Raw genomic sequence first — 14,248 nt, 5'->3', positions numbered from 1 at the left:
CACGCCCGCATCACCACCAGCCGGATACCGGCGCAGCGTCCCACCCACGCCGGTGCGCCATCCCCGCAACTTCCTCCCAACCGCCCGCGCTCGAAACCCCCTTGCCTTTTCCCGCCCGCGGCGTAGGGTTCGGCATGGAAGTAACCCAAACCGTCATCTGCCCCCATTGCGGCCAGGCCTTCGACCTCGTAATCGACACCAGCGAGGGATTCCAGCGCTTCGACACCGACTGCGAGGTCTGCTGTCGTCCACTCGAGGTGGTCGTGGAATGTGAACCCGGCCTCATCATCAGTCTGGACGTCGTGCCCCAATGACGTACAGTGGGGCCATGACGCCGGATCGGGTGCTCTGGGTTTACATCGTACTGCTGGTCGTGGGCGGATTGGTGGGCTGGCTCAAAGCCGGCAGCAAGGTCTCCCTGATCGTTTCCGTCCTGTTCGCCGCCGCCCTGAGCGCCTGCGCCATGGGCTGGATCACCGTGCCGCTCGGGCCGGACCTCCTGCTGATCGTTCTGCTGCTGCTCTTCGGCTGGCGCCTGCTCCAGAGCAAAAAGTTCATGCCCTCCGGCCTGATGCTGGCCCTCACCGTCGTGGCCCTGGCCCTCCGCCACTGGCGGTGGTAAAACGCCGCAACCACTCAAGCCCGGCAGGTCCCTCCTCCCACCCACCCGTAGCTGGCAACTGCAGAAGCCGCCCTCCCGGTGCCCGCCTGCGCACAAAACGTCAGGCCGCCGCCGGGCCCGAATCAGTTCCTTCAGCCGGCCAGTTCCTGCTGCAAATGGGGTGTGTACAGCCGCGGCTCCAACAAGAATGAATCGTGGCCCTTCTCCGAATGCACCGTGATCCAGATGCACGGCACATGAGCACGCTTGAGCAAGTGAACCAGCTTTTCCTGCTCCGTCCTCGGAAACGACAGGTCCGAGTCAATGCTGAACACGAGGTATTTCTGACCCCGGCATCGCTCAAAAGCCGACGGCAGATCCGGCGCATTCGCCTCGGCCGCCAGGTCGAACCATTGCCAGGCGTCCAGGATCCGCAGGTACGTGTTGGCATCAAACCGTTTCACAAACTTCAACCCCTGATGCAACATGTACGACTCCACCGGATGGTTCATTTCGTACCATCCGTGGGGCGGTTTGTGCGGCACCACCTCGCTCCGGGCCCGTTCACTCAGCATCTCCAGCGAGACAAAGGTCTTGTGGGCAATCCGCCGCGCCAGCGCCAGGCCCGTCTCCGGCGGCGGACCGTCATAGTAATTGCCGCCCTTGAAATTCGGGTCGCTCTCAATGGCGGTGATCTGTTCGAAGTTGATGATCCGATGGTAAATGGTGGTCTCGGGACCGGTCCCGATCGGCACCACCACGCGGACCCGGTCCGGATACCGGGTGGCCAGCGTCAGGGCCAGAAATCCGCCAATCGAGGCCCCGATCACCGCATGCAGCTGCCGCACACCCAGCTCGTCCAACAACCGGATCTGCGAGTCCACAATGTCGCACATCCGCAACACCGGAAAGTCCGCCGCCCACCGGCGCCCGGTCTTGGGATTGATGGAGGCCGGCCCGGTCGACCCATAACAACCGCCCAGATAATTCACGCACAACACGCAAAACAACCGCGTGTCCAGCGCCTTCCCCGGACCAATGAAACCGTCCCACCACCCGATGTGGTTTTCCTCGGTCCACCGGCCGTCCACACCCGGCACCTCCGGATTGTACCCCGCCGCATGCTGGCTGCCGGTCATGGCGTGAAACAAAAGGATCACGTTGGACCGGTCCGAGTTCATCTTGCCGTACATCTCGTAGGCCAGGGTGAAATCGTCGAGTTCACCCCCCACCCGCAGTCGCAGCGGGTTCCTGCGGCTGCGGAACCGGATGAACCGGGTTTTGACTCGTGTCAGTTTTTGCATGAGCCAGGTCCTGCCCACGGTCCCCAAACCGAACCGCGCCCGTCCGCCCCTGCCCGGAAGCACAGGGGTTCATGCGGCCGACTTCCGCAGAGCCTGATCCAGATCCTCCAGAATATCATCAATATGCTCCAGGCCGACACACAAGCGAACCAGGTCGGGCGTGATCCCGGCCGCCCGTTGCTGTTCCTCGGTCAACTGGGAATGCGTCGTGGTCGCCGGGTGAATGGCCAGCGACTTCGCACCCCCCATGTTGGCCAGATGGGAAAACAACCGCAGGCTGTCGATAAACTTCTGGCCCGCCTGCCGCCCGCCCTCGATCCCGAACACCACCATCGCACCCCCCTTGCCCCGCAGGTACTTCTGATTCCTCCCATACTCGGGATCCCCGGGCAGGCCCGGATACCGAACCCACCGAACCCGTTGATGTTCCTTCAACCAGCGCGCCACGGCCAGGGCGTTGGCACAATGCCGTTCCATCCGTAACGGCAGCGTCTCGATCCCCTGCAGGAACATCCAGCTGTTGTCCGGCGAGATGCACGCCCCGAGGTTCCGCAACGGTACGGTCCGCATCCGCAGGATGTACGCCAGCGGTTGCAACGGCTCCGGCAGGTCCAGTCCCCAACGAAGGCCGTGATAGCTGGTGTCGGGCACCGTGTACAACGGATGCCGCCCCGCCGCCCACGGGAAACGGCCGCCATCCACCACAATCCCGCCAATCCCCGTCCCGTGGCCTCCCAGCCACTTGGTCAGCGAATGCACCACAATGTCCGCACCGAAATCCAGCGGCCGCGTCAGATACGGAGTGCTGGCCGTGGCATCCACCACCAGGGGCAACCCGTGCGCATGCGCGACCTCCGCCACCGCCTCCAGATCCGTCACGTCCAGGGAGGGATTCGACAGCGTTTCACAAAACAGCGCCCGCGTTCGATCGTCAATCGCCGCGGCAAAGTTCTCCGGCCGGGTCGAGTCCACAAACCTCACCTGAATCCCCAGCGTGGGCAGGATGTCATTGAACATCGTGTAGGTGCCCCCGTACAGGTTCCGCGCCGAGACAATGTTGTCGCCCGCCTGCGCCAGGTTGATGATCGAATAAAAAACTGCGCTCGTGCCGGAGGCCAGGGCCAGCCCACCCAGTTCGGGCGCACCCTCCAACAGGGCCACCCGCTTCTCCAAAACCTCCGTGGTGGGGTTCATGATCCGGGTGTAAATGTTGCCCAGCTCCTTCAGGGCAAACAGGTTGGCCGCATGCTCCGTGTTGCGGAACACATAGGACGAGGTCCGGTGCACCGGCACACCCCGCGCCAGGGTCACAGGATCGGGTTGCGCACCCCCGTGCAGACAAAGCGTTTCCAACTTCATAGGGGCGCGAGCTTACCCGAGAACTGCGGTCCAGGCAATGGCCGGACCAGTCCACCCGCAGCCCGGCCGGCGCCCCCACATCCCTTGCGAAGAAGAAGAACCTCCGAAACAGCCCGCTTGACGCACCCTCCCCCACAACCATCACAACCCGCACCCCCCAACGCCGGCTCACCGACTTGCAGGCGCGTTCGTGCCGGTGACCGCCGCTGGTGGACCGGCCTCAACCGAACCCGGCACGGCATTGGTGGCAGGAGCCGCGCCCGGCGTTTCCGCCGGCAGATTCAACCTGGTCCGGAGAATCGCACGTTCCTGCGGCGTGAACGGACTCTGTTGCGGGTCCAACAGCCGTTGCAACACCTCGCTGGCAATGTCCCGGAACGGCGGCAGCCCAACGCGCATCTCCGCGCCCTTGATCTTTTCCATGTACGTGTCGTACACGCGCCGGGCCAGCCGCTGGTAGGCCAGGGCCTCATCGTCCTGATCCAGAATCAAACGCGCATAGGAATGCGCCAGCATGGCCTCCAGATGCGCCCGAATCCGCAGGGGATCCGTCTCACCCACGTCTTCCGTAACCCGCGCCACGGCATATTGGTCCACGGTCATGTCCCGCGGCAGCGTGTCAGGTCGGCCTTCGATGAGGGGTTTGTCGGGATAGTGCTCGGCCAGATACCCGAACCACCGTTGCGCCTCGGTCTCGCGCCCGGCCGTGTAGAGGAAGTAAATCGCGTCCCTGAGAAAGTTCCGGTGCGCAATCTTGATGTTGTCCCGGTTCGCCGGGTCCTCCTCCATGGCCTGTTCGTAGGCGTAATTGACCTTCGGGACGATGTCCAGGTTGGGACCAAACTCGAACCGTCGGTTGACATAGTCCGGGATCAGCCGACCGCGACGAAAACTCATCAGCATGGACTGGAAGATGACCCGGCGAAGCCGGATCAGGTCGTTGGTGTTGACCCGGCGCGGGTTTTTCTCCGCCATTTCAAGCCCCCTGGCCGCCCAGTAAATCGCATGCGCCTCGGGCAGCCGCCACTCCAAAGGCCCGTATTCCTCGTCCACCTTCCGCACAAACGCGGGATCCATCTTGTACACCTCGGTCAACAACCGCACCCGCTCCCGATCCTCCTCCGTCCGCGGATTCAGCAGCGCCTCGAAATCGGGACGACCCATGCCGAAGATCCGGGTCATTTCGTTGGCCCACTGCTGCTTGTAGTACAGGTTCGCGTCGTCCAGGAAATGCCCGATCTTGTGCTGAAAAATCCAGGCCAGCTCCCGGTACAGGAGCGGCTCGTAGGGATTGTACTTCAGGGCCTCATCCCGCAGCAGTTCGATGCCCGCCTTGACCCACCGCCACCGGTCCGGATACACGCCAAACTCCGTCTCCTTGAATTTCACCGAGATGTTGTAGGCCATGTTCCACGCCTGCACGGCCCATACCTGCACAAAGTGCGGTTCCAACTTGGTGATCCAGTCGGCCAGCTGCTGCATCTCGAAAAACTTGTCCTGTTCCTGCAGCTCCATCATCCGCACCCACAGCAGGTTGGAGATCAACCCGCGGAAGCCGCCCAGGGCCACCGTGGTGAACGCCAGCAACGGCGGTGCATTCTGCAACGGTTCCACCCGCGTCAGGCCCAGCCGGTCACGATCCAGATTCAGGGATCTCTCCACCCGGGCCACGCCGGTCCAGCACAGGACCGCCAGCAAAACCAGGCCGACCTTCTTCCAACGCGAAGTGGATTCGGACACTTTCATGGATGCCGCAAACAACGCACCCCCACCCGGCGCGCGCCCGCGCAGTCATACCCCGGGCGCAGGCGCCCGGAGGACCCGACCGGATTGGAGACATGGGCCGTCATCATTGCAGGGGTGCGGCCGTGGCCAGTTCACGACGGTGAAACGCCCAAATCCCCCCGGCGGCCATCAAACCGCCCAGGAACACCACGATCTGTCCCACCGCCCGCGCCAGTTCCCACCAGGAAACACTCCGACCGGTGCTCAGAGCGTCAATCGGCGAAAAACCCTTGGCCAGCTGAATGACCCACCAGATCCCCTTGAAAACCGGCACACCCAACTTGTCCACCCAGGTTTGCGAATACGCTTCCGCCTCCGGATCCCAACCCAACAACGTCCCCTCCGTCACAACCGTCCGGATCGTCCCGCTCCCGAAAACCAGCACCAGCGCAGCCAGGGAAACAAACGCCGCCACCGGAAACGACAGGAAACTGGCCGTGCTCAACCCCAGCGTCGCCAACAACAACATCCAACAGTAAATGATCCCCAGCCCGCGCAGATAGTTCACCAGAAACCCGCCCTGCCAGTAGAGAACCTCGATCCCCTCGTCCAACGGAAACAACAGTGTCACGTCATTGGCATTGAAAAACGCAATGGTCAGAACACCCCGGTCGTCCCAGAGATCCGGCGGAATCTCAAATTCGTGAAAGGTGTCCGGAGCCAGGCTCATGGGGTCACTCCGCCAGACCTTCGGAGTCTCCGGCACACCCACCTGCCACAAACCGGTGAACGTGCCCGACTCGGATGTGGCCGCGGCATTGAACTTGATCCGCAAATGCATGGGCCGACCTTGAATGAACCGGCGCTGCAAACCCAGGTCCACCAGCCAAACCTTCACAAACCCGGGAGGCACCACCTGGTACTCCGCTTTCACCTGTTCCTCAATCTGGCGCCGGGCCTCGGCCAGATCGGCCTTCAAATCCGGCAGCCGGGCCAGTCGCTCCCGCAAACGCCGGTCCGTCTCCGCCTGAATTTCCTCCCGAAAATCCGGTGGCCTGGCCGAGCCCCGCGCCACCAAAACCTCCTTGAACAACGTCTGCCGCTGATCCGCCGGAAGCTGATGCGCCCGATACAACAACAGCCCATACACACCGCCCCCCGCCACCAACAGCATCACCCCGGTCAACGTCGCCAGCCCGAACCACTTGCCCAGCCAGATCTTCCAACGCGCCACCGGTTTGACCGCCACCAACTGGATCTGACACTCCTCCACGTCCCGTGCCAGCGTGCCACAACCCAGCCACAACGTGCACAACCCCAACAAACCCGAAATGGCACTCAGCGTGTAGGTCAACAGAATCTGCGTAAAACCGCGCGCCGTGCCATCATGCTTCAGAATCAACGGCAGCCCCACCACCGAGGCCAGCAACAACAGACAAATCACCCAGAACAGCCGGTACCGAAACGCCGCTTTCCAGGTCAACCACGCAATGGCCCAAACCGGTTTCATACCCCGCCAATCCCCCGGCCAATCCGCTCGGCCCCGCAATCCCCACGGGACAGGCCCCGCCTCGGCCACCGCCCCGACCCTTTCGGGGCGGGCTTCACCCTGAAACCTCGCACCAATACCCGGCTCATGACTTCTTCCCGCGATTCAGCAATTCCGCCAGCTTCTGGTCCGCTTGCTCCAGTGCCTCCCGTTCGGGTGGCGCCGCCGCAGCAGCCGGCGCTTCCGTCACGCCAGCCGGACCCGGCCCCGCCAGCTCCGCCAGCCTGGCTTCGTCCACCGCCGAACCTGCCGGCACTTCCGGCGCCGCCGGGCGCACCGGTTCCGAGGGCAGCGTCAGTTTCTCCAAAATGCGCTCGGGCTGCGCCTTCGGTTCCGCCTCGCCCCGCAAATAGGGCGCCACCCGGGTGCCCACCGTGGCACCACTGGTCTCGGCAGCCGCCTTGCGGGCCCGCTCCACCACCTCCAAAAAGAAGCTCTCCAGGTTCTGCGTCGGATTATCCACGCGGATCTCCGCGTCCCCCACCTCCGCCCGAATGATCTCCAATACCCTCTCCAGCGTGGGCCGTGACAACACCGGCGTGGTGATGCGGAGCCGGTCCGGCTTGCGCAACAGTTCCCGCAACGGCCCCACCGCCTGTACCCGCCCCCCGTAAAGGATCAGCACCCGGTCACAAACATCCTCCACATCCGCCAACAAGTGACTGCTCAAAATCACCGTCTTGCCCCGGCGCGCCAGCGCCAGGATCAAATCCTTCATCTCCCGACAACCAATCGGGTCCATCCCGGAGGTCGGCTCGTCCAGAATCACCAGATCGGGATCATTGATCAGCGCCTGGGCCAACCCGATCCGTCGTTGCATCCCCTTCGAAAACTCGCCCACCGGCCGCGAACCCACCTGACTCAACCCCACCATCTCCAACAACTCGTCAATCCGCCGCCGCCGCTGCCGGGCCGGCAGACCAAACAACCGACCGAAAAAGTCCAGCGTCTCCCGCGCACTGAGGTAACGGTACAAATACGATTCCTCCGGCAAATACCCGATCCTATATTTGGTCGCCACATGCCGGGGCGACCGCCCAAACACCTGAATCTGCCCCCGTGTGGGATACAACAGCCCCAACAACAATTTCACGGTGGTGGATTTGCCCGAGCCATTGGGGCCCAGCAGACCGAACACCTCCCCGCGATACACCTCGAAATCCACATGGTCCACCGCACGGGCCTTGGGGCGCCCCCAAAAATCCCGGAACACCTTGGTCAATCCCCGCACGGCCACCACCACCTCGGCAGTCGCTCGCGGTTTCGTCTCCGTTCTCGGCATCTCCATGGTCGTCGTCATGGCTCGGCCCTGTCGCTTGCCCAACATACTCATGCAAGAGGGTGGCGTCATCCCCATTCGCCATCCCCCGGCCTCCACGGTCACCAGCCCGGCCGTACCCGCCCCCGCACGCCGGGTCTGCCGACCGAACCGGATTCCGGCCCCCTCCGGCTAGACCGAGCGGATCGGCCCGACTCGAAACCCCGGAAAGTCCGTCCCCGGTTCAGGCCCTGCAACTCACACCCCTCGCCCCGGCACCCTGACCCGCCGGGCCCCAACCCGCAATCATCAAGACCACCAACGATCCATTCCTTTCATGGTCCGGCCTCAGCCGGGAGCCGTTTGTCCGGGCCCGCCCACCTTGGCCCCTTACAAATCCAACCGGTTCCAGTTGCAAACCGGCGTACACCGCATATGATCTAATGCGCCCGGAAGGCCGAGACCTGAACAACGGCGGGGCGAAAGACGGAAAGAAGCCGCCCCGACCACATCACGGAACGCCGAACTCGGCACGGTGTCCCGGGCAGGATTTGAAAAGAGCGAAAGGATAGCGCCATGATGCCGTTCATCTTGATCATGCTCGTCACGATGGCACTGTCGCTCTGGGCGACAGCGCGGGTGAAATCGGTCTACCATCGTTACAGCCGATCCGTGGTTAGGTCCGGGATCACCGGGGCGGAGGCCGCGGCGGAGATCCTCCATCACGCAGGCATCCATAACGTCGAGATCGTCGCTCACGACGGGTTCCTGGGTGACCACTACGACCCGATCCATCGGCGCCTGGTACTCTCCCATGAAAACTACTTTGGCCGGTCCCCGGCGGCGCTTGGCGTGGCCGCCCACGAAGCCGGCCATGCCATCCAGCACGCCCAGGCCTACAAACCCCTCCAATGGCGCATGGCCGCCGTCGGCGCCGCAACCTTCGCCAACCAGATCGTCACCATCCTGCCCCTCCTGTTCATGTTCGGCGGGTTCCTCGAACCCATCGTGGGCTTCACCCTCATGGCCGTGGGCTGGGGCATCATCATGGCCTTCAATCTCATCACGCTGCCGGTGGAATTCGACGCCTCCCGCCGTGCCCGCGTGCTGTTGACCCGAATGGGCATGATCACCGACCAGGAATCCGAAGCGGTTGAAAAAGTCCTGCGTGCGGCAGCATGGACCTACGTCGCAGCGTTCATCACCTCGGCCCTCTATTTCCTCTACTACCTGCTGCCCCTGCTGATGGGCAACCGTTCGCGCGACTGATCCTCCACCAACCTGCCCGAAACGGGGAAAACAGAAACCACTGTCCGCCGGAGCCCGACCCACCTCACGGTCGGGCTTCCACGCGGTAAAACCGCGCGGCGCCGTCCCTCAACAGCGGCAGGTTAAACCGGACGGTCGGACCGGTGGCCCGTACCCAGTCGGTCGCCGGTTCCCATCCCGTCTCCAGAGTCCGCACCCAGAGCCGATACCCGTGCCCCGACGCGGACGGACAAACCAGCCGCAACGTATCCGCCGACCCCGCCAGTTCCACCGCCACGTTCAATGCACTGGCTGCGTTGGTGGGATTCGTGCCGGCGATGAACTCCGCCGCGTCGCTCATCCCGTCACCGTCCGCATCGGTCAGCCAACCCCGACGGGGATCCACTCCACCGAAGTACGCGACCTCGTAAGCGTCCGGCAAACCGTTCCCGTCTGCATCCACCATCCCGTAGTGACCGACGAACACCACCGTCCCGCCCGAGACCAGTTCATTGGTTTGCGCCGGCGGGGCCACATACCAGGGTACGTCCGCATACTCCACCACGTACCGGCCCGGCGGCGCGTTCGAAATCACCTCAAACACCCCGCGCACACGCCGCTGGATCGGCCCGGACAACAAACACTCCGCCTGCATCAGGTTGTTGGTGATCACCAGAACGCCAGGGTCCACCTGGCTGACCGTGATGCTGACATCGTCAATCAACCAGCCGGGCCGCGGATGGGAATCCAACGCCAGCGAGATCATCTGGTAGGCGAACACCACGTTGATCATGTTGCCCATGAACGGCGTCAGGTCCACCTCCACCTCGTTCCAGTTCTCGGCATCGAAGCCGAACTCGGCCACGGCCACGGGTCTCCCGACCCCGTTGGTGATCACGTACACGGTGCCCACCTCCCACACGTCCAGCTCATCGCGCGGGATGAAATCATAACTGTGCCAGAAGGTCAGCCGGGCCGTGTTCCCTCCGCCCAGGAAAATCGCAGGGCTGATCAGGAAGGTTTCCATGTAATCATAGCTCCGGCCCTGCAGGCTGGTGCCCCACGCCCACGGAGGTGAATGCGCCGCGGTTTCATGACCATTGGCGGGCACGCCGCGTTCCCACCCGCCCACGGTCTCCTCACTGTTGAACACGGTCCACTGGCTGGTTGAACCATCCATGTTGTCAAAAAACGGCGGACGTAACGGTTCCAGAGTACGGAAACTGTGGAGTCGACCTCCGTTATCGTCCACGCCCATGTTGCCCGCAGCATCGCGGCTGACCACGCGGTAGTAGTACACCGTGTTCGGACGCAGCCCGGACAACACCACCGTGTGGGTCGTCGCCGGGGTGGGATCGTATGCCGTTCGACTCAGCAACGGCGATTCCCCAAACTGCACCAGGGCATCGGCGGGCTCGTCCGTCTCCCACTGGATGCTGGCCTGCACGTAGTCCGGCTCGTGCGTCACGCCGCTCACCACCGGCGCCCTCGTGTCCACCCGGGCCGATGCACTCAGCTCGCGCCCGCTCACCCCGTCACGGTACCACACGGTCAACGTGTCCCCGTCAGCCACCCGCAATGTGCCGGGCCCCGCCGGATCGGACAGGCCCACCAACCTGACCTCCCCGACAAACACCCCGGGCACCACGGACTCCACCAGGTCCACGGTCAAACCCACGGCGTCCCTGCTGCTCTCCACCCGCACCGCCACGTTGCCCTGACCGCGAAGAGTGGCGTCCCCCAACTCAATCCGCATCAGGCTCGGCAACGTGTAGGCCGGCCGGTCCACCGTCAGCGTGACCAGACCCTCCGCACCCGGCGCCAAAAACCGCAGGACGTTCCGGATCAACTGAACCCGGTCGTTGGAACCGCTCCCCATCGGCACGGCATCCAGCGGGAATGACGCAAAGACCAGCCGGCCATCGCCCGGACCCGGCTGACGCGGCCACCTCAGCGCCACCACCCCACCCATCCCGTCCCCGAGCACCGGAACCGCATCCGCCGCGGGAACCAGGGTGTCCGAAATGTCACTGATGAATCCGAACCACAACTCCTCGTACACGCTGTAGTCCAGAGCCAGATCAATTCCCTCACCCACCGGATCCCCCAAACCCACCAGGAACGGTACCGTGGCGTCCTCGTCGAAACTCTCCACATGAAGCACGTCCCGGTTGAACGTCGGTCCCAGGGTTTCCACATTCCGGGTCAGCAGATCCATCGACGCCACAAACAGCGCTCCCCCCGATGCCAGATAATTGCTCACCAACAACCCCTGCGCTGGCGTCCACCCGGTGAACTCGCCCACCCGCCAAAACACCGCCCGATGGGCCAACAGGGCCTCCAACGGCGGATCCCCCTGCGCAGCGATATCCCAAACCTCATACGGAACACCCGCCAGGGCCAGGGCATCGGTGTAACCCTCCAGCGGCGGCGCGCCAAAAAACGGATCGTCATACCCGTCCACCACCAACACCGGCGGGGCGGGCGGCACCACAATCGTATACAACCCGCCCTGCCGATCTTCCACGGTTACATTCCCCGCCTCGTCCGTCGCCTCCACCCGGAAGTACCAGGTCACACCCGGAGTCAAAGCACCCAGACTGACTGCCGGCGTCATGCTCCAGTCCTCCGACACAGCCAACCGGTCCAGTGCTGCGTTGGTCCCAAACCGAACCCTGCCCAACACCGGTTCATCCACGCTCCAGCTCACCCAAACCACTCCATACTCGACCCGCGTCTGCACCCCGCTGATCCGCGGAGGTACCAGATCCACCCGGGCCGTCGCCACGCGTTCCTCGCCTGCTGACGCATCCCAATACCTCGCCACAATCTCGTCGCCATGCGCCACCTGCAGACGGCCATCCGACGCCGCCAACCCTGTCACGGTGGCCACACGACCCGTAAACGAACCCAGCCCGTCCGCAGCCGACAACACCACCAGCTCGCCCCCGGGTTCGGTCGTGCTGCTCACCCGAATGGACACCGACGGCTGGCCTGCCAGGTCCCCGTCAAACAAACGAATCCCCACCTCGTCCGGTGCCGTGTAGGCCCCGCGGTCCAGCCGCAACGCACCGATCCCGGGCGGAAGAAACCGGCCGGACACCACCAGCGCAAAGTCCTGATCCACCTCGGGCGTGTCCCGCCGCGCATCCTCGGGCACACGATACGCCCGCACACGGATCCGATACGGCCCCGGCTCCGGCTCCTGCACATACACGCACTCCACGTTGTTCCGGCGATCCGGCGTAACCGCGCCGGGCACGGACTCGCCCTGACGAAACGCATTGCCCAAATAAACCTCCCCTCCGGGCCCCACCACCTCCAGATCCAGATCGTTCACCAGCGCCGGCAGGACAAAAGGCGTCCCCGGCACATCGGTGTACACCAGCGTGATCCGCAGCGGCTCGGTCCCATCCACCACCACCACCGTTTCCCAGGACTGGCCCGTGACCAGAGGCGTGGTTTGATCGTAAAAGAGGAATTGCCGTTCCCCGCTCAGCAGCGGCACCACGTTCACCCGACCCCAGCCCTCGTCAAAGTTCGGCACCGGCCCCGTTCCCATCGCGTCATCCAGGTCCACCGCCGTGTTGATCAGGGCGGCCTTCACCAAAGCCGGCGAGGGAGTGGCGTTGGTGAAATGGTGACGGTAAAACTGCACAAAAAGCGCCGCGGCACCGGTCACGTGCGGGCCGGCCTGACTCGTACCGCCCATGTAACTGTAAAGCCGGGATATGGGCAGCCAGGCGTTGTCCTCCGGCGCGGCAGCACTTTGGAGGGAGGCAATCCACGTGCCGGGCGCCACCAGATCCGGTTTGATACGCCCATCCTCACAGGGCCCGCGGCTGGAAAAGTCGGCCACGGCCTCGGCGCCGACGTCGTACAGGAACAGATCAAACCGATCGTTCTGCGTGGCCCCGGTGGCAATGACGTTCTTGGCCACGGCAGGACTGCCGATCGTCCGGGCATACGGTCCGGCGTTGCCGGCCGAAAACTCCAAAATGTACGGTTGATCCCCCAAACGCAGACCGTCGGCATCCCGCACCAACTCGTCAAATTCCATCGCACTCAGGTCATAACGCCCCCCGGTGTCGTCCCCCCAACTGTTGGACCCGATGTCGGCCCCCGCCCGAACCGCATCCCGCGTCAGACGTTCAAAACTCGGCGGCGGCTGGTACCCGCCCAGGCCATCGAAAATGCGCTGTGTCACAATCCGCACCCCCGGCGCCACACCCAGGCCGTACAGGAAACCGTTCTCATCCATCTCACCCCCCGCACCGTCCCCGGCGATGATCCCGGTCACATGCGTCCCGTGCCCGTGCTCATCCGCCGCGTCGGTCAGATCGCCGTAGTAAAAAAACACCGGAGTGCGACCCATCAGATCCGGATGCATGGAAGCCGCCTCACCCCATTGCAGCCCGCTGTCGGCTACCGCCACCGTCACACCGCTGCCGTCCCAGCCCAGTCGCTGCGCCAACAGCCGGTTCGGCCCCCCGTCACCGGCCACGATCTTCGACGAAACCTCGTCGTACAACCGCATCCTGGGCGCGGGTTCAATCCACAGCACCGCCTCCGACCGGGCCAGCGCCTCCACATCCGTCCCGGGCAACCAACCCCGCAGGACCACCCCGCTGCGCAGCACGGATTCCTGACGAATCCGCTGAAAACGCAAGCGCACCGCCTCTACCTCCGCCGGATCCGCATCCGCAGCCACCAACACGCTGACTTCCACACCGCCCGGCCGGGCCGCCGCCGCCAGCGGCGCATGCACCTTGTAGCGGGCCTCATAAGGACCCACCCATGCCACAAACGGTAACTGTTCCACCCGGCGGATCGTGGCGCCGTCGCATCGAACCACATAGGTGTCCTCCGGCACGTACCGCAGCACGGTCACACCCAGCCGCTCCAACACCTGCCGCCATTGTGTCCCCGGCAGTTCCCGCAACTGCACCAGATACAAACGCCGCAAAGACCCCTCCCCTGGTTGCGGTACGCCGGCCGCCGTCAGCGAAGGCACGGCATTGGTCGCAGGATCAAAGGTTGCATTGCGGAGCAATACCGGTTTCGCCCCACTCCACGAAACCCCCAACAACAAGCCCAGGGCGACCGTCACCTCCCGGAAACGGCAGGCAAACCGAAGACGCTTCACGGCGCGACCATACGCCAGGACCGGCCGCCGGGCAAGGCGCCCCGCCGCGGTGCATCCC

Annotated in this window: 9 protein-coding genes; 3 read left to right on the top strand and 6 right to left on the bottom strand. The window is 64.1% G+C overall.

What is annotated here, in order from left to right; all coding sequences use genetic code 11:
• The first annotated feature begins 134 nt into the window (after window positions 1-134).
• Together G4L39_RS01190 and G4L39_RS01185 are read left to right on the top strand one after the other, a co-directional pair.
• Window positions 135-314: a zinc ribbon domain-containing protein gene (locus G4L39_RS01190; protein WP_165105291.1), complete on the top strand. Its 180-nt coding sequence runs from the start codon at window positions 135-137 to the stop codon at window positions 312-314.
• Window positions 315-328: 14 nt separating this feature from the next.
• A complete protein-coding gene (locus tag G4L39_RS01185) occupies window positions 329-622 on the top strand; it encodes a TMEM14 family protein (protein ID WP_165105289.1) in 294 nt (97 codons plus the stop codon).
• Between the two features lie 131 nt (window positions 623-753).
• Here G4L39_RS01185 and metX read toward each other — a convergent pair whose 3' ends face one another.
• The 5 genes from metX to G4L39_RS01160 form a co-directional block, all read right to left on the bottom strand.
• Window positions 754-1,923, bottom strand: coding sequence for a homoserine O-acetyltransferase MetX (gene metX / locus G4L39_RS01180; protein WP_205880688.1), 1,170 nt, complete (start codon window positions 1,921-1,923; stop codon window positions 754-756).
• 51 nt (window positions 1,924-1,974) lie between these two features.
• A complete protein-coding gene (locus G4L39_RS01175) occupies window positions 1,975-3,264 on the bottom strand; it encodes an O-acetylhomoserine aminocarboxypropyltransferase/cysteine synthase family protein (RefSeq protein WP_165105287.1) in 1,290 nt (429 codons plus the stop codon).
• Between the two features lie 168 nt (window positions 3,265-3,432).
• Window positions 3,433-5,010: a hypothetical protein gene (locus G4L39_RS01170; RefSeq protein ID WP_165105285.1), complete on the bottom strand. Its 1,578-nt coding sequence runs from the start codon at window positions 5,008-5,010 to the stop codon at window positions 3,433-3,435.
• Between the two features lie 103 nt (window positions 5,011-5,113).
• The gene (locus G4L39_RS01165; protein WP_165105284.1) at window positions 5,114-6,499 is read right to left on the bottom strand and encodes an ABC transporter permease; all 1,386 of its coding nucleotides are present in this window, start codon (window positions 6,497-6,499) and stop codon (window positions 5,114-5,116) included.
• 124 nt (window positions 6,500-6,623) lie between these two features.
• On the bottom strand, window positions 6,624-7,838 hold the full coding sequence (locus G4L39_RS01160) for an ABC transporter ATP-binding protein (RefSeq protein ID WP_165105283.1): 1,215 nt from the start codon (window positions 7,836-7,838) through the stop codon (window positions 6,624-6,626).
• 534 nt (window positions 7,839-8,372) lie between these two features.
• On the opposite strand from G4L39_RS01160, the gene G4L39_RS01155 reads away from it, so the two are divergent.
• Entirely contained in the window at window positions 8,373-9,065 is a 693-nt protein-coding gene (locus tag G4L39_RS01155) for a zinc metallopeptidase (protein ID WP_165105281.1), read from the top strand.
• 64 nt (window positions 9,066-9,129) lie between these two features.
• Here G4L39_RS01155 and G4L39_RS01150 read toward each other — a convergent pair whose 3' ends face one another.
• A complete protein-coding gene (locus tag G4L39_RS01150; RefSeq protein WP_165105280.1) occupies window positions 9,130-14,190 on the bottom strand; it encodes a S8 family serine peptidase in 5,061 nt (1,686 codons plus the stop codon).
• Window positions 14,191-14,248: the final 58 nt, after the last annotated feature.

The sequence above is a fragment of the Limisphaera ngatamarikiensis genome, assembly GCF_011044775.1.
Classification (GTDB): domain Bacteria; phylum Verrucomicrobiota; class Verrucomicrobiia; order Limisphaerales; family Limisphaeraceae; genus Limisphaera; species Limisphaera ngatamarikiensis.
This window is presented reverse-complemented; position numbering and strand designations above follow the sequence as displayed.

Coding starts and splice junctions, on each gene's coding strand:
- G4L39_RS01190 (WP_165105291.1), top strand. CDS start 135: ATGGAAGTAACCCAAACCGTCATCTGCCCCCATTGCGGCCAGGCCTTC.
- G4L39_RS01185 (WP_165105289.1), top strand. CDS start 329: ATGACGCCGGATCGGGTGCTCTGGGTTTACATCGTACTGCTGGTCGTG.
- G4L39_RS01175 (WP_165105287.1), bottom strand. CDS start 3,264: ATGAAGTTGGAAACGCTTTGTCTGCACGGGGGTGCGCAACCCGATCCT.
- G4L39_RS01170 (WP_165105285.1), bottom strand. CDS start 5,010: ATGAAAGTGTCCGAATCCACTTCGCGTTGGAAGAAGGTCGGCCTGGTT.
- G4L39_RS01165 (WP_165105284.1), bottom strand. CDS start 6,499: ATGAAACCGGTTTGGGCCATTGCGTGGTTGACCTGGAAAGCGGCGTTT.
- G4L39_RS01160 (WP_165105283.1), bottom strand. CDS start 7,838: ATGACGACGACCATGGAGATGCCGAGAACGGAGACGAAACCGCGAGCG.
- G4L39_RS01155 (WP_165105281.1), top strand. CDS start 8,373: ATGATGCCGTTCATCTTGATCATGCTCGTCACGATGGCACTGTCGCTC.